This is a genomic window from Streptomyces coeruleoprunus (genome assembly GCF_039542925.1).
Classification (GTDB): Bacteria; Actinomycetota; Actinomycetes; order Streptomycetales; family Streptomycetaceae; genus Streptomyces; species Streptomyces coeruleoprunus.
The window spans coordinates 2762145-2776634 of record NZ_BAABIT010000001.1 but is presented as its reverse complement, the minus strand read 5'-3'; the positions used below and the strand labels follow the sequence as shown (position 1 = coordinate 2776634).

General features: G+C 73.3%; 14 protein-coding genes. 12 read left to right on the top strand and 2 right to left on the bottom strand.

Translation table 11 applies throughout. The features are described from left to right. Positions 1-237: 237 nt before the first annotated feature. Together purN and purH are read left to right on the top strand one after the other, a co-directional pair. On the top strand, positions 238-870 hold the full coding sequence (purN, locus tag ABEB09_RS11965; protein WP_345689881.1) for a phosphoribosylglycinamide formyltransferase: 633 nt from the start codon (positions 238-240) through the stop codon (positions 868-870). Beyond that, on the top strand, positions 857-2410 hold the full coding sequence (purH, locus tag ABEB09_RS11960) for a bifunctional phosphoribosylaminoimidazolecarboxamide formyltransferase/IMP cyclohydrolase (RefSeq protein ID WP_345689880.1): 1554 nt from the start codon (positions 857-859) through the stop codon (positions 2408-2410). Before purN ends, purH begins: the two co-directional genes overlap by 14 nt. Positions 2411-2496: 86 nt before the next feature. Here the strand turns inward: purH and ABEB09_RS11955 are convergent, their stop codons facing one another. Continuing rightward, positions 2497-3060, bottom strand: coding sequence for a hypothetical protein (locus ABEB09_RS11955; RefSeq protein ID WP_345689879.1), 564 nt, complete (start codon positions 3058-3060; stop codon positions 2497-2499). Positions 3061-3300: 240 nt separating this feature from the next. Here ABEB09_RS11955 and ABEB09_RS11950 point away from each other — a divergent pair, with 240 nt between their 5' ends. The 7 genes from ABEB09_RS11950 (at position 3301) to ABEB09_RS11920 (ending at position 10790) form a co-directional block, all read left to right on the top strand. Continuing rightward, entirely contained in the window at positions 3301-4167 is an 867-nt protein-coding gene (locus ABEB09_RS11950) for a bifunctional methylenetetrahydrofolate dehydrogenase/methenyltetrahydrofolate cyclohydrolase (protein ID WP_345689878.1), read from the top strand. Between the two features lie 307 nt (positions 4168-4474). Continuing rightward, positions 4475-4855: a DUF3017 domain-containing protein gene (locus ABEB09_RS11945; RefSeq protein ID WP_345689877.1), complete on the top strand. Its 381-nt coding sequence runs from the start codon at positions 4475-4477 to the stop codon at positions 4853-4855. Positions 4856-4891: 36 nt separating this feature from the next. Next, entirely contained in the window at positions 4892-6124 is a 1233-nt protein-coding gene (locus ABEB09_RS11940; protein WP_345689876.1) for an NADP-dependent isocitrate dehydrogenase, read from the top strand. Between the two features lie 352 nt (positions 6125-6476). Continuing rightward, the gene (locus tag ABEB09_RS11935; RefSeq protein WP_345689875.1) at positions 6477-7322 is read left to right on the top strand and encodes a helix-turn-helix domain-containing protein; all 846 of its coding nucleotides are present in this window, start codon (positions 6477-6479) and stop codon (positions 7320-7322) included. Further along, a complete protein-coding gene (locus ABEB09_RS11930; RefSeq protein ID WP_345689874.1) occupies positions 7319-8164 on the top strand; it encodes a helix-turn-helix domain-containing protein in 846 nt (281 codons plus the stop codon). Before ABEB09_RS11935 ends, ABEB09_RS11930 begins: the two co-directional genes overlap by 4 nt. A gap of 330 nt (positions 8165-8494) precedes the next feature. Continuing rightward, the gene (locus tag ABEB09_RS11925) at positions 8495-9598 is read left to right on the top strand and encodes an XRE family transcriptional regulator (protein ID WP_345689873.1); all 1104 of its coding nucleotides are present in this window, start codon (positions 8495-8497) and stop codon (positions 9596-9598) included. A gap of 202 nt (positions 9599-9800) precedes the next feature. After that, on the top strand, positions 9801-10790 hold the full coding sequence (locus tag ABEB09_RS11920; protein ID WP_345689872.1) for a malate dehydrogenase: 990 nt from the start codon (positions 9801-9803) through the stop codon (positions 10788-10790). Positions 10791-10817: 27 nt separating this feature from the next. Here the strand turns inward: ABEB09_RS11920 and ABEB09_RS11915 are convergent, their stop codons facing one another. Beyond that, positions 10818-11993, bottom strand: coding sequence for an acyltransferase family protein (locus ABEB09_RS11915; protein ID WP_345689871.1), 1176 nt, complete (start codon positions 11991-11993; stop codon positions 10818-10820). Between the two features lie 116 nt (positions 11994-12109). Here ABEB09_RS11915 and ABEB09_RS11910 point away from each other — a divergent pair, with 116 nt between their 5' ends. The 3 genes from ABEB09_RS11910 to ABEB09_RS11900 all read left to right on the top strand — a co-directional run bounded on the left by ABEB09_RS11910 (position 12110) and on the right by ABEB09_RS11900 (position 14482). After that, positions 12110-12364 carry a helix-turn-helix transcriptional regulator gene (locus tag ABEB09_RS11910; RefSeq protein ID WP_345689870.1) on the top strand — a complete coding sequence of 85 codons (255 nt, stop codon included), beginning with the start codon at positions 12110-12112 and terminating at the stop codon, positions 12362-12364. Next, positions 12361-12882: a hypothetical protein gene (locus ABEB09_RS11905; protein WP_345689869.1), complete on the top strand. Its 522-nt coding sequence runs from the start codon at positions 12361-12363 to the stop codon at positions 12880-12882. The genes ABEB09_RS11910 and ABEB09_RS11905 overlap by 4 nt, the downstream gene beginning before the upstream one ends. Positions 12883-12985: 103 nt before the next feature. Beyond that, entirely contained in the window at positions 12986-14482 is a 1497-nt protein-coding gene (locus tag ABEB09_RS11900) for an aldehyde dehydrogenase family protein (RefSeq protein WP_345689868.1), read from the top strand. The last annotated feature ends 8 nt before the right edge of the window (positions 14483-14490 follow it).

Here is a 14490-nt window from a genome sequence, read left to right as displayed (position 1 = left end):
GTGAACGTCTTCCCCTGTTGTCGTGTCCGTCCGTCGTCGGGGACGGCTCCGCCCCAGACGCTACCGCCCGCCCCCGCCCCCGTCCCCCGGGGGAGGTGCGGTGTGCCGGTATCGTTGCTGACGGCCGGCTCGTTCGTAGAGTTCCCCGTATCAGGGGACACGACGCGTTTGTAGCAAAGCACAAAGCGGTCGGCCGCGACCTGCCTAGCCGCACCGCCCACGCGAAAAGAGTTCCCTGTGGCTGCCGCCGCCCCCGCCCGCATCGTCGTCCTGGTCTCCGGGTCAGGGACGAACCTGCAAGCGCTGCTCGACGCGATCGCCGCCGACCCCGAGGGGTACGGCGCGCAGGTCCGGATCGTCGCGGTGGGGGCCGACCGGGGCGGGATCGCCGGCCTGGAGCGCGCCGAGCGCGCCGGGGTGCCGACCTTCGTGTGCCGGGTGAAGGACCACGCGAGCCGCGACGAGTGGGACCGCGCGCTGGCCGAGGCGACGGCCGCGTACGAGCCGGACCTCGTCGTGTCGGCCGGCTTCATGAAGATCGTGGGCAAGGAGTTCCTGGCGCGTTTCGGCGGCCGGACCGTCAATACGCACCCTGCCCTGCTGCCCAGTTTTCCCGGTGCCCACGGTGTGCGCGACGCCCTCGCGTACGGAGCCAAGGTCACCGGGTGCACCGTCCACTTCGTCGACGACGGAGTCGACACCGGCCCGATCATCGCCCAGGGTGTGGTCGAGGTGCTGGACACGGACGACGAAGCCGCTCTGCACGAGCGCATCAAGGAAGTCGAGCGCACGCTGCTCGTCGATGTCGTGGGGCGTCTGGCCCGGCACGGCTACCGCATTGAGGGACGAAAGGTTCATGTCGGTGAATAAGCCCATCCGTCGCGCGTTGATCAGTGTCTACGACAAGACGGGGCTGGAGGAGCTGGCCCGCGGGCTGCACGAGGCCGGCGTCGAGCTGGTCTCCACCGGCTCCACGGCCGCGAAGATCGCCGCAGCGGGCGTCCCGGTCACCAAGGTCGAGGAGCTGACCGGCTTCCCCGAGTGCCTGGACGGCCGGGTCAAGACGCTGCACCCGCGCGTGCACGCCGGAATCCTCGCCGACCTGCGCCTCGACGCGCACCGCGAGCAGCTCGCCGAGCTGGGTGTGGAGCCCTTCGAGCTGGTCGTGGTCAACCTGTACCCGTTCGAGGCGACCGTGGCCTCCGGGGCCGGCCCCGACGAGTGCGTCGAGCAGATCGACATCGGCGGCCCCTCCATGGTCCGCGCCGCCGCCAAGAACCACCCGTCCGTCGCGGTGGTCACCTCCCCGGCCCGGTACGGCGACGTGCTCGCCGCGGTGAAGGCGGGCGGCTTCGACCTGGCCGCGCGCAAGCGTCTGGCGGCCGAGGCGTTCCAGCACACCGCCGCGTACGACGTGGCCGTCGCGTCCTGGTTCGCGTCCTCCTACGCGCCCGCCGACGAGTCGGCGTTCCCCGACTTCATCGGCGCCACCTACACGCGCCAGAACGTGCTGCGCTACGGCGAGAACCCGCACCAGGGCGCCGCGCTCTACCTCAGCGGCCGGGGCGGCCTGGCCGAGGCCGAGCAGCTGCACGGCAAGGAGATGTCGTACAACAACTACACGGACACCGACGCCGCGCGCCGGGCCGCGTACGACCACGACGAGCCGTGCGTCGCGATCATCAAGCACGCCAACCCGTGCGGCATCGCCATCGGCGCGGACGTCGGCGAGGCGCACCGCAAGGCCCACGCCTGTGACCCGCTGTCCGCCTTCGGCGGCGTCATCGCCGTCAACCGGCCGGTGACCGTCGAGATGGCCGAGCAGGTCGCCGAGATCTTCACCGAGGTCATCGTGGCGCCCTACTACGAGGCCGGCGCGGTCGAGGTCCTCTCCCGCAAGAAGAACATCCGGGTGCTGCGCTGCCCCGACGCCCCGTCCGCCCCGGTCGAGACGAAGCCGATCGACGGCGGCGTGCTGCTCCAGGTCACCGACCGCCTCCAGGCGGACGGCGACGACCCGGCCAACTGGACCCTGGCGACCGGCGAGGCCCTGCCCGCCGACGAGCTGGCCGAGCTGGCGTTCGCGTGGAAGGCCTGCCGGGCCGTCAAGTCCAACGCGATCCTGCTCGCCAAGGACGGCGCGAGCGTCGGCGTCGGCATGGGCCAGGTCAACCGCGTCGACTCGGCGAAGCTCGCGGTCGAGCGGGCCGGCGAGGAGCGTGCGCGCGGCTCGTACGCCGCCTCGGACGCGTTCTTCCCGTTCCCGGACGGCCTGGAGATCCTCGCCGCGGCGGGCGTGAAGGCCGTCGTGCAGCCGGGCGGTTCGGTCCGTGACGAACTCGTCGTGGAGGCCGCGAAGAAGGCGGGCGTGACGATGTACTTCACGGGGACGCGCCACTTCTTCCACTGATCCCGCGGACACGGCGAAGGCCGTGGCACCACCCTCGGGTGGTGCCACGGCCTTCGTGCTGCGGACGCGGTGCCGTGATCAGGGGATCACATGCGCGGGCGGTTGAACCACGCGCTGGCGCTGCTGTTGACCATCGAGGCCAGGATGATGCCGCCGATGGCCAGACCGATGACGCCGCCGACCGCGGACGAGGACGTGCCGCCCGCGAAGTTGGCCAGGCTGAGCAGGATGTACAGCGACGCGTAGACGATGGTCGCCACGCGCACGCCGCCGCCGCCCTTGGAGAACTTGACGCCCAGGATGATCGCCCAGGCCGCGAAGCCCAGCACGATCACGACCAGGATGTAGCCGAGGCCCGCGAGGGCGTTGGTGGCGCTCTCCGCGCCGGTCGAGTTACCGACGTCCTGCACGGCCGCGAACATGATGGCCAGGACGATGCCGACGATGATCTGGAGGCCGGCGACGATGAAGAGCAGGACGCGAGCGGTCTGCATCAGGCCCGGCATCGCCATCGGGGCAGCGGGGTAGCCGGCGCCGTAGGGCTGGACCGGCGGGGCCTGGGGGTAGCCGTAGCCGGGCTGGGCGGGCTGGCCGTAGCCGGGCTGCTGCGGCTGCTGGCCGTAGGGGTTGTTCGGGTCGCCGTAACTCATGGCGGTGATTCCTCCGTGGGTTGTGCGGGGACGCGCGGCCCGCGCGGAGGAACCGAACTGCACATGTACGCGCCGCTTTGTCCCCCCGGCACTGCCCGCGGCATTGCGCGGCTCATCGTGGTATTAACGTCGACTTTTTGTCCAGTCGATAAACGTAAGTGTTGTGTAAGTGCAACCTGACCTCCCGCACGGGCGCACGCGAATTGGAAGAGGGCGGGGTCCATCCGCGAGGATGGGCCCATGAGCGCGCAGATTCTCGATGGCAAGGCGACCGCCGCCGCGATCAAGTCCGATCTGGCCGCCCGCGTGGCGGCCCTCAAGGAGCGGGGCGTCACGCCCGGCCTGGGAACGCTGCTGGTCGGCGAGGACGTCGGCAGTCAGAAGTACGTCGCGGGCAAGCACCGCGACTGCGCGCAGGTCGGTATCGCGTCCATTCAGCGTGAACTGCCCGCCACCGCCACGCAGGAGGACATCGAGGCGGTCGTCCGCGAGCTGAACGAGGACCCCGCCTGCACCGGCTACATCGTGCAGCTCCCGCTGCCCAAGGGCATCGACACCAACCGCGTGCTGGAGCTGATGGACCCCGCCAAGGACGCGGACGGTCTGCACCCGACGAACCTGGGCCGGCTGGTCCTCGGCGAGCCCGCGCCGCTGCCGTGCACGCCCGCCGGCATCGTGACGCTGCTGCGCCGCCACGGCGTGGAGATCGCCGGGGCGCACGTCGTCGTGGTGGGCCGGGGCGTCACGATCGGCCGCCCGATGCCGCTGCTGCTCACCCGCAAGTCCGAGAACGCGACGGTCACGCAGTGCCACACGGGTACGCGCGACCTGGCCGCGCACCTGCGGCGGGCCGACATCGTGGTGGCCGCCGCCGGTGTGCCGCACCTGATCAAGCCGGAGGACATCAAGCCGGGCGCCGCCGTGCTCGACGTGGGCGTCAGCCGCGACGAGAACGGCAAGATCGTGGGCGACGTCCACCCCGGCGTGGCCGAGGTGGCCGGCTGGGTCGCCCCGAACCCGGGCGGCGTGGGCCCCATGACCCGCGCCCAGCTGCTGGTCAACGTCGTCGAGGCGGCCGAACGCGCCGCGACCGCCGCCACGAACTGAGCCGGAGAGGTCGACCCCCATGGGCGCACGGGCGAACGACGAGTCCCCGACCACCCCACCTGACGCCGCCGGTTCCGCTGTGGGCGGTCGTTCCGCCGGGGCGGAACAGGCGGGCGCAGCGGAACCGGCCCCCGGCCGCACTGCCTCCGCCTCCGGCCCCGCCCCGGCCACCGCCTCCGGTTCCGGGCGCGCACGGGCGACCTCCGGAGCCGGAGGCCCCGGGCAGGCTCGGGGCTCCGGGGGCGCCCCGACACGTACGGGAGCGCCCGCCGCGCCGCCCGCGCCCGCGGCCAAGTCGCAGCGGTTCATGGCCGTCACCGAAGGCACCTCCCGCCCCGAGGGCGGCGGCAGGGCCGCGCCCGGGGACGCGCCCGCGCCCGCCCGGCAGTGGCCGTTGCTCACCGTGCTGGGGCTCACCGCGGTGGGGCTGCTCGTCATCGGGTTCGACCCGTTCCCGCAGGCGCCCCGCGTCGGCGCGATCCTCGTGGGCGTCGCCCTGCTGACCGGGGCCGCGCTGCGGCGCGCGCTGCCGTCCGTCGGCATGCTCGCCGTACGGTCCCGGTTCACCGACATGATCACGTACGGCACCCTCGGCGGGGCCATCGTGCTGCTCGCACTGATGACGCAACCGAACCCGTGGCTGGAGATCCCGTTCCTGAAGGAGGTCGTGCGCTTCACTGTGCGGTAGGGGGCCCGCCCGAGTGCGAGAAGAGGGTTCCGCCGCATGGCCAAGATCAAGGCAGTCCATCCCGTCGTCGAGCTCGACGGCGACGACATGACCCGCGTCATCTGGCAGTTCATCAGGGACAGGCTCGTCCTGCCCCACCTCGATGTCGACCTGAAGTACTACGACCTGGGCGTCCAGAGCCGGGACGCCACCGGCGACCAGGTGACGGCCGACGCCGCGCAGGCCGTCCTGCGGTACGGCGCGGGCGTCAAGTGCCCCGCCATCGGCCCCGACGAGGCCCGCGTGGAGGAGTTCCGGCTCAAGGCGAGGTTCCGCCCGCCCGCGGCCACCATCGGCGCCGTCCTGGGCGGCGCCGTCCTCCACGAGCCGGTCGTCATCGGCGACCTGCCCCGGCCGTTCCCCGGCCCGGCGACCCGGCCCGCCGTCGTCGCCCGGCCGGCCCTGGACGACCAGGACGGCGCCACGGAGCTGAGGGTGCCCGGCGAGGGCACGCTGACGGTGACCTTCACGCCGACGGACGGCGCGGGCTCCGAGCCCGTCGAGCGGGAGGTGTGCGCCTTCCCCGGACCCGGCACCGCGCTCGCCGTGCACAGCCTCGACGCACCGGCCCGGGACTTCGCGCGCGCCGTGCTCCGGCACGGCCTGGAGCGCCGCTTCCCGGTGTACCTGTCGACGAGGAACACCGCTCTGAAGAGGTACGACGGCCGGTTCAGGGACCTCTTCCAGGAGGTCTACGACGCGGAGTTCCGCGCGGACTTCGAGCGGGCGGACCTCACGTACGAGCACCGGCCCGCCGGCGACATGGTCGCCGAGGCCCTGAAGGGCGACGGCGGCTGGATCTGGGCGGGCCGCGGCGGCCACGACGGCGACCTCCGCTCCGCGCTCGTCTCCCGGGGCTTCGGCACGCCCGGCCTGATGACGTCCGTCCTGGTGACCCCGGACGGGCGCACGCTCCTGGCCGAGCCCGCGCACGGCACGGTGACCCGCCACTACCGGCTGCACCAGCAGGGGAGGCCCACGTCGACCAACCCGATCGCCTCGGTCTGCGCCTGGAGCCGCGGCCTCGCCCACCGCGGCAGGCTGGACGGCACCCCGGAGGTCGTCCGGTTCGCCGACGCCCTGGTACGGGTCTGCGCCGAGACCGTCGAGGGCGGCCAGATGACGGCGGACCTCGCCCTGCTGTTCGGGCCCGGCCAGCCGTGGCTGACGACCACCCAGTTCCTGGAGGCGCTCGAGGAGAACCTCCTGAAGGCCCTGGCGGCGTTCTGACCCGTTCCGGGCGGCGGCCCGTCCCCGTGTTCCCCCCGTGTTCCCCCGTGCTTCCCCCGTCGAGGACGCGCCGCCGCCGGCCGTGTGCCCGGCGCCCGACGGGCGTCGGCGCTGCGGCCGGGCTCGGTGACGACCATCCCGCGCCAACTCCGTACCGCGCCAGAGCCGCCCCGCACTTGGGGCGGACGTGGGACGTCCCGCCCTCTGACCTGCTGGGACGTTCTCTCCCAGGAAGTCGCCGTGGGACGCGGGGACATGGCCGGATCCCGCCAGGCGTTCCGGGGCCGGTGGAACCGTCCGGGCGCGGGACGATCTGATGAAGCGGTAGGTACGACGCGCCAGGGGGGACGTCATGGCCAGATGGAAGGAACTGCCCGCGGGGCTCGACGACCGGGAACGCCGGCTGGTCGTCCAGTTGCGCCGGCTGAAGGACCACAGCGGGCTCAGCCTCGCGGCACTCGCGGGCAAGACGGGCTACAGCCGCTCGTCCTGGGAGCGGTATCTCAACGGCAAGCAGCCCGTGCCGCGGCAGGCCGTGGAAGAAATGGCCCAGGTGTGCGGGGCGGACGCGACCCGGCTGGTGGTGCTGTACGAACTGGCCGCACAGGCCAGGCAGGACCGGGCGGCCGGGGGAGGGGAGGGGGCCGGTACGGCCGGCACATCCGGTACGTCCGGGGAGCGGGCGCCCGACGCCGATCCCGTACGCGACGACGCGCCCGGGCCGCCGGAGCCCGCCCCCGCGACGCCCGCCGCGGCCACCGGCGCCGCCGGCCGCTCCCGGCGCATGGTGCCGCTCGGGGCCGTCGTCGTGGCCGGCGCCGTCGCCGTGGCGGTCGCCTTCGCGGCGGGGCTGCTCACCGCGGGCGTCTGGGGCGGCGACCAGAAGCCCGCGGGGCACGCGGTCGCCGACACCGGCTACCTGCGGGGCCAGACGTACCGCTGCGAGGTCCGCCGCGAGGGCGGCGAACTGCGCGCCGGGCACAGCGCCACCCGCGAGATGCTGCTCGACATCAACAGCACCGGCTTCGACGTCGTCGAGGTCCAGTGCCTGCTGCGCGAGCACGGCTTCGACCCGGGCACCACCGACGGGCTGTACGCCGAGTCGACGAAGGAGGCCGCCAAGCGCTTCCAGCAGAAGCGGGGCCTCGTGGTGGACGGGATAGTGGGGCCGGACACCTGGAGGGAGCTGCGCAAGTGAGGGACGGCGGCGGGGCCGCCGAGTGCGTACGGCTGGCCTCGGAGCTGCGGCGGCTGCGGGAGCGGTCCGGGCTGAGCCTGGCCGCGCTGGCCACCCGCACCGCGTACAGCAAGTCGTCCTGGGAGCGGTACCTCAACGGCAAGAAGCCCGTGCCGCGCCGCGCCGTTGAGGCACTGTGCGCGCTCGTGGGCGAGCCTCCGGGACGGCTGCTGGCCCTGTGGGAGCTGGCCGACGCGGAGTGGAGCGGCCGCGCCCACGCGCCGAGGCCCGCGCCGCCCGGCCCGGCGTCGGGCCCGACCGCCCGGTCCGGACCCGGGAGGACCCCCGCGCCCGCAGCCGTACGGCACCGGCGGACGCGGCCCACCGCTGTCGTGCTGGTCCTGGTGTCGCTCGGGGTTCTCGTGGGCGCGGCGCTCTTCGCCGTGCTGGCGCTCCTGCCCGGCAAGGGCGGAGAGCCGGTCCGCGAGCCGTTGCTCCGCAACCCGGGCTGCTCGGGGCGGACCTGCGAGGGCAAGGACCCGCTGGCCATGGGGTGCGGCGGGGCCGGGATGGTGACCACGCTCGCCACGCGTACCGCGGAGGGCGGCCGGCGCCTGGAGCTGCGCCACGCGGAGCTGTGCGGCACGATCTGGGTGCGCACGACCGGGCTCCGGGCGGGCGACACGGTCGAGTTGACGCTGCCGGACGGGCGCAGGCGCCGGATCGACGTGGACGGCCCGGGCGACACCGGGCGGTATCTGGTCACCACGATGGCCGCCGCCGACCTCCCGGCGGACGGCGTCCGCGTCTGTCTGCACGTCGCGCGGGCCGGGCCGCGCCCGGACTGCTTCAGCCCGGCATAGCGGGCGCGGGCACGGCGCGGGCACGCGCACGGGCACAGGCGCGGAGACGCCGACGGCGCCCATCCTCTCCCCCGAGTCAGGACGGGCGCCGTCTCTGCAAACAGCGTCATGGACGCGCCAATTTCGATCAAGGGATATCTGTTCGCTGTGTCACGGAAGTGACCATTCCGGCACGGTGTGCGCGCTGCGCTACGGTCGGGAAACGGGGGTGGAGAACAGGACAGCCGTTCCGTACGCAGGCATGTCCCGGCCCCCGGGGAACTGTCATCCTGGCTTCGCGCATCCTCAAGGAGGCACGAACAGGCACGTACGGGGGGACGAGGGGGAGCAATGCCGCGTTGGAAGGCGCTGCCGGACGAGCTGGACCCGCAGGTCAGGGAGTTCGCCGGGCAGCTGCGCAGGCTCGTCGACCGCAGCGGACTGAGCATCGCCGCGGTGGCGGACCGTACGGGCTACAGCAAGACGTCGTGGGAGCGCTACCTGAACGGCCGTCTGCTCGCACCCAAGGGCGCGGTCCTGGCGCTGGCGGAGGTCACCGGGACGAACACGGTGCACCTGACGACCATGTGGGAGCTGGCCGAACGGGCGTGGAGCCGCGCGGAGATGCGCCACGACCGGACGATGGAGGCGATCCGCATCGCCCAGGCCCGCGCGGCGCTGGGCGACACCGGCGCCACGCCGGTGGCCGCCGGCCCCGCCGGCCCGGCCCCGTACGCGGTGATACCGCCGGACGGCGGCCCGAACGGCCCCGGTTACCGCGGTCCCGCGCTGCCGCCCCAGGCCCAGCCCCAGCCCGTGACCGCGCCCGTCCCGGCCCAGTCACCCGCCGCCGGAAAGGCCAAGGCCAAGGCCAAGGCCGAGCGGAAGTCCAAGGCGAAGGCGCGGGCCGGCGCCCCCGCCCCGGCCCGGCCGAAGGACCAGCAGGGCAGCCGCCCCGTCGTGATGTTCCTGGCGGGCGCCGTCGGCGCGCTCCTGGTCATCGCCGCGGCCTTCCTCCTCACCGACCTCGGCGGCAAGCAGGCCGGCCACCGCGCGGGCGGCACCACCGCGGCGCGGTCCCCGTCGCCGTCGCCCACGCCGAGCACCCCGCAGTCGCTGCCGCCGGGCGTCAAGTGCGCGGGGGCGTCCTGCACGGGCCAGGACCCGGAGCGGATGGGCTGCGGCGGCCAGTACGCAAGGACGGTGTCCTCGGCGGTGGTGGGCGCCGCGCACGTGGAGGTCCGCTACAGCGAGACGTGCGGCGCCGCGTGGGCCCGTATCACCCGGGCGGTGCCCGGCGACTCCGTACGGGTCACGGTCGGCGGGACGACGCAGGACGGGACGGTACGGAACGACGACGACGCCTACACGCCGATGGTGGCCGCGAAGGGCGGCGCGGGGGCCAAGGCCTGCGCCACCCTCAAGACCGGGGCGCAGGGCTGCACCGCGGGCTGAGCCGTACCCCGGAACGTCCATCGTCCGGGTGAGCCGTGACACAAGGGGGCGGGGGTTCAAGGCGCCCCGGGTCGGATAGCCTGACCGCTGGATATCTCCACGTCGAGACATCGCACCACCACACGTGAGGCGTCGTCGGCGCCGGAGAGGTCCAGCACCAGGGGCAGGGACCCCCACCGCCAGCTGTCTTACGGAGATCGCCATGACCCGCACTCCCGTGAATGTCACCGTGACCGGCGCGGCCGGCCAGATCGGTTACGCGCTGCTCTTCCGCATCGCCTCCGGCCACCTGCTCGGCGCGGACGTGCCGGTCAAGCTCCGTCTGCTGGAGATCCCGCAGGGGCTGAAGGCCGCCGAGGGCACCGCCATGGAGCTCGACGACTGTGCCTTCCCGCTGCTGCGCGGCATCGAGATCACCGACGACCCGAACGTCGCCTTCGACGGCGCCAACGTGGCCCTGCTTGTGGGCGCCCGCCCGCGCACGAAGGGCATGGAGCGCGGCGACCTGCTGGAGGCCAACGGCGGCATCTTCAAGCCGCAGGGCAAGGCCATCAACGACCACGCCGCGGACGACATCAAGGTCCTCGTCGTCGGCAACCCGGCCAACACCAACGCGCTCATCGCGCAGGCCGCCGCCCCGGACGTACCGGCCGAGCGCTTCACCGCGATGACCCGCCTCGACCACAACCGCGCGCTGTCGCAGCTCGCGAAGAAGACCGGCGCCCAGGTCTCCGACATCAAGCGCCTGACGATCTGGGGCAACCACTCGGCGACCCAGTACCCGGACATCTTCCACGCCACCATCGGCGGCAAGAGCGCCGCCGAGGTCGTCAACGACGAGAAGTGGCTGGCCGAGGACTTCATCCCGACCGTCGCCAAGCGCGGCGCGGCCATCATCGAGGCCCGTGGCGCCTCCTCCGCCGCCTCCGCCGCGAACGCCGCGATCGACCACGTCCACACGTGGGTGAACGGCACCGCCGAGGGCGACTGGACCTCCATGGCCATCCCGTCCGACGGCTCCTACGGCGTCCCGGAGGGCCTGATCTCCTCCTTCCCGGTGACCTGCAAGGACGGCAAGTACGAGATCGTCCAGGGCCTGGACGTCAACGAGTTCTCCCGCTCCCGCATCGACGCGTCGGTGCAGGAGCTGGCGGAGGAGCGCGACGCCGTCCGCGGCCTCGGCCTCATCTGACCGGCCCCCAGGGCCGCTCCTGAACCGTCAGGAACGCACCACCGCCCCCGGCTCGCCTCGCGCGGCCGGGGGCGTCGCGTTCCCCGCCCCCGTCGGCGAGCTCCCCAAGTAGGGCCGGCGCAGCCGCAGGAACGGCAGCTCCACGGCGTGGTACGTGAGGAACGACAGCCCCACCGTGACCGGCAGCGCCACCAGGGCGCTCAGCGCGAACGCCGCCCACACGGGCGGCAGCGAGGGCAGCGCGCCCACCAGCCGGGCGTCCTCGCACAGCACCGTCAGCACCATGAAGTGCGTGAGGTAGACGGAGTAGCTGACCTCGCCGAGCCGGGCCGCGGCCCGGGACACGGCCCCGCCCCGGTCCCGCGCCCCCGCCACGTACACGGCGACGAACACCGCCCACACCGCGCCCTCCAGGGTGCTCCACACCAGCTTCAGCGGGCTGTCGGACATGAAGCCCCGGAGCTGGTGGAAGCCCCACAGGGCGCCCAGCGCCAATGCGAGGGCGGCGGGCGGCAGCCACCCGGCGCGCAGCCGTTCGCGGTGGCGCAGGTAGCACCAGGCGGCCAGCATGCCGAGCAGGAACTGGTCGATGCGGCCCGCGAGCCCCAGGTAGAGCGCGGACGTGTGCGGCTCGGGCGCCGGGCTGCTGAGCCAGACGAGGAGGCGCAGCAGCGCGATCGCGCCGAGCAGCCGCAGCAGGGCGCCGGGGCCGCGCTCGCCCAGCAGCCGGTTGAGCAGCGGGAAGAGCAGGTAGAACTGCAGCTCGACGCTGAGCGTCCAGAAGACGCCTCCGTACGGCTGGCCGGGCGTCGTGAAGGTCAGGACGGCCAGCAGGTGCTCGAAGGACGGCAGGGCCACCTGGGTCGCGAGGCCCAGCACGGCGATGACCAGGTACAGCGGATAGACCCGCAGGAGCCGGTTGGTGACGAACCGTCCGTACCGGATGGGCCTGCCGTGGGCGCCGACCGTGAAGATGAACCCCGACAGGACCATGAACAGCGCGACGGCCGTGTGGCCTTCGAGGACGAGCGTGGCGGCCGGGTTGGTGGAGTGCTGCCGCTGGGCGGCGTCGGTGAGGGCGCGGCCCTCGATCCGCGCGCCGAGCAGCTGGCAGCCGTGGTACAGGACCACCAGCACGGCGGCGGCGGCGCGCAGGTGGTCGACGCGGGCGAGGTAGACGCGGTCGCTGTCGCTGCTGCGCATGGTCGAACCCTAGAGCGGGAACGCTCCGCCGCCGCGGCGACCGGGCGCGGGGGCAGCCAGCACATCATCCATACGGATCATTGCGCATGTGCGATCGAATGTAGTACTTCTTATACATGAGCGAGCAGGTGCACAACAGGCTGGCCGTGGTCAGAGCTGAGCGGAAGGTGTCGCGTCAGGCTCTCGCCGAAGCCGTCGGCGTCCACTACCAGACCATCGGCTACATCGAGCGCGGGCAGTACAACCCCAGCCTCGACCTGGCGTTGAAGCTGGCCGCGTACTTCCGGCTGCCGGTGGAGGCGCTGTTCTCCCTGGAGCCGTTCCAGCCGCTCACGAACGAGATCTACGGGGTAAACGGGAGGAACCAATGACCACGAACGCGACGCGCTACGACCGGCACATGTTCGCGCTCATGAACCGGCGTGAGGGGAGGCCGCTCTACGCCACCGCCGCGCGCCGGCGGACGCTGGTCGTCGCCCACATCGGCCTCACCGCCGTCGCGGCGACCGCCTGGCTGGCCATGGTCGTCGGCGAGGTGTTCTGGGCCACGTTCGTGATGCTCGGGGTGCTGCTGCCCTGGGTGGTCGTCACCGGGGGCATCAACGCCGCCACGCGCGGCCTGCTCGAACTGCGCGGCCGGATGCTGGACGAGCGGCAGCTCGCCGAGCGCGACCGGGTCCGCGCCCTGGCGCACCGCATCACCACGTGGCTGCTGGGCCTGGGCACCGCCGCGTTCGGCGCCGTGCTGTGGCTCACGGACGTGCGGGCCGACGGCGCCGTCGTCTTCAGCGTGCTCTTCACGGCGCTCGTCGTGCAGTGGCTGATGCCGCTGTGGGTGGCGGGTCTGCGCGTCCAGGACGAACTGGTGGACGAGCCCGCCGAGGCGTGAGCCGGGACACATTCGCGCATGCTTTCCCCGCCCCAGGGCAGGCGGCCCGGTCGCCGGTAAGCACCGGTCATGACCACACCGGGTACGGAAGGCGGCACGCGACGTGTCGGAACACGACAAACAGACCATCCACGTGGCCGGGGAGTGGCGCAGCGCCACCTCCGGAGCCACCCGAGACATCCTCGACCCCGCCGACGCCACGGCCTTCGCCGTCGTGGCCGAAGGCGGGGCCGAGGACGTCGACGCCGCGATCGCCGCCGCCCGCACGGCCTTCGACGGGGCGCAGGGGGAGTGGCCCCGCACCCCGGTCGCCGAACGGGCGGCGCTGCTGCGCCGGGTCGCCGACCTGCTCCAGCGCGACCGCGAGACGCTCGCCCTGCTGGAGAGCCGCGACGCGGGCAAGACCCTGGAAGAGGGCCGCGTCGACGTCGACTGCGTCACCGACGCCTTCCGCTACTTCGCCGACCTCGTCGTCCACGAGAGCGGCGGCCGGGTCGTCGACGCCGGAACGCCGGACGTCCACAGCGTGGTCGTCCACGAACCCGTCGGCGTCTGCGCCCTCATCACGCCCTGGAACTACCCGCTGCTGCAGGCCAGCTGGAAGATCGCCCCGGCCCTCGCCGCGGGCAACACCTTCGTCGTCAAGCCGAGCGAGATCACCCCGCTCTCCACGGTCGCCCTGATCCGGCTCCTCACCGAGGCCGGACTCCCCGCCGGAGTCGCCAATCTCGTCACCGGCCCCGGCGACCCCGTCGGCGCCCGCATGGCCGAGCACCCCGACGTCGACCTGGTCTCCTTCACCGGCGGCGTCGCCAGCGGTACGAAGGTGATGCGCGCCGCCGCCGGCACCGTCAAGAAGGTCGCCCTCGAACTCGGCGGCAAGAACCCCAACGTGGTCTTCGCCGACGCCTGCACCACCGACGAGGGCTTCGACACCGCCGTCGACCAGGCCCTCAACGCCGCGTTCATCCACAGCGGCCAGGTCTGCTCCGCCGGCTCCCGCCTCATCGTCGAGGAGTCCCTGCGCGAGCGGTTCGTCGCCGAACTCGCCCGCCGCGCCGAGAGGATCCGCCTGGGCCGCGGCACCGAACCCGGCGTCGAGTGCGGCCCCCTCGTCTCCGCGCAGCAGCTCGCCCGTACCGAGGACTACGTCGCCTCCGCCCTCGCCGAGGGCGCCGTGCTGCGCGCCGGCGGCGAACGCCCCGACGGGCCCGGCTGGTTCTACCGGCCCACCGTCCTCGACCGCTGCCACCGCTCCATGCGCGTGGTCCGCGAGGAGGTCTTCGGCCCGGTCCTCACCGTCGAGACGTTCCGCACCGAGGACGAGGCCGTCGCCCTCGCCAACGACACCGAGTACGGGCTCGCCGGCGCCGTGTGGTCCGCCGACCCCGGCCGCGCCCGCCGCGTCGCCGGCCGGCTGCGCCACGGCACCGTCTGGATCAACGACTTCCACCCCTACCTGCCGCAGGCGGAGTGGGGCGGCTTCGGCAGGAGCGGCATCGGCCGCGAACTGGGCCCGTCCGGGCTCGCCGAGTACCGCGAGACCAAGCACGTCTACCAGAACCTCGCCCCGCGCCCCGTGCGCTGGTTCGCCGGCTGACCCGTGCC

Bases quoted from the DNA above. Each gene is read 5' to 3' on its own strand.
- ABEB09_RS11925 (WP_345689873.1), top strand. From the start codon at position 8,495: ATGCCGCGTTGGAAGGCGCTGCCGGACGAGCTGGACCCGCAGGTCAGG.
- ABEB09_RS11910 (WP_345689870.1), top strand. From the start codon at position 12,110: ATGAGCGAGCAGGTGCACAACAGGCTGGCCGTGGTCAGAGCTGAGCGG.
- ABEB09_RS11905 (WP_345689869.1), top strand. From the start codon at position 12,361: ATGACCACGAACGCGACGCGCTACGACCGGCACATGTTCGCGCTCATG.
- ABEB09_RS11955 (WP_345689879.1), bottom strand. From the start codon at position 3,060: ATGAGTTACGGCGACCCGAACAACCCCTACGGCCAGCAGCCGCAGCAG.
- purH (WP_345689880.1), top strand. From the start codon at position 857: ATGTCGGTGAATAAGCCCATCCGTCGCGCGTTGATCAGTGTCTACGAC.
- ABEB09_RS11915 (WP_345689871.1), bottom strand. From the start codon at position 11,993: ATGCGCAGCAGCGACAGCGACCGCGTCTACCTCGCCCGCGTCGACCAC.
- ABEB09_RS11940 (WP_345689876.1), top strand. From the start codon at position 4,892: ATGGCCAAGATCAAGGCAGTCCATCCCGTCGTCGAGCTCGACGGCGAC.
- ABEB09_RS11950 (WP_345689878.1), top strand. From the start codon at position 3,301: ATGAGCGCGCAGATTCTCGATGGCAAGGCGACCGCCGCCGCGATCAAG.
- ABEB09_RS11920 (WP_345689872.1), top strand. From the start codon at position 9,801: ATGACCCGCACTCCCGTGAATGTCACCGTGACCGGCGCGGCCGGCCAG.
- ABEB09_RS11945 (WP_345689877.1), top strand. From the start codon at position 4,475: ATGGCCGTCACCGAAGGCACCTCCCGCCCCGAGGGCGGCGGCAGGGCC.
- ABEB09_RS11935 (WP_345689875.1), top strand. From the start codon at position 6,477: ATGGCCAGATGGAAGGAACTGCCCGCGGGGCTCGACGACCGGGAACGC.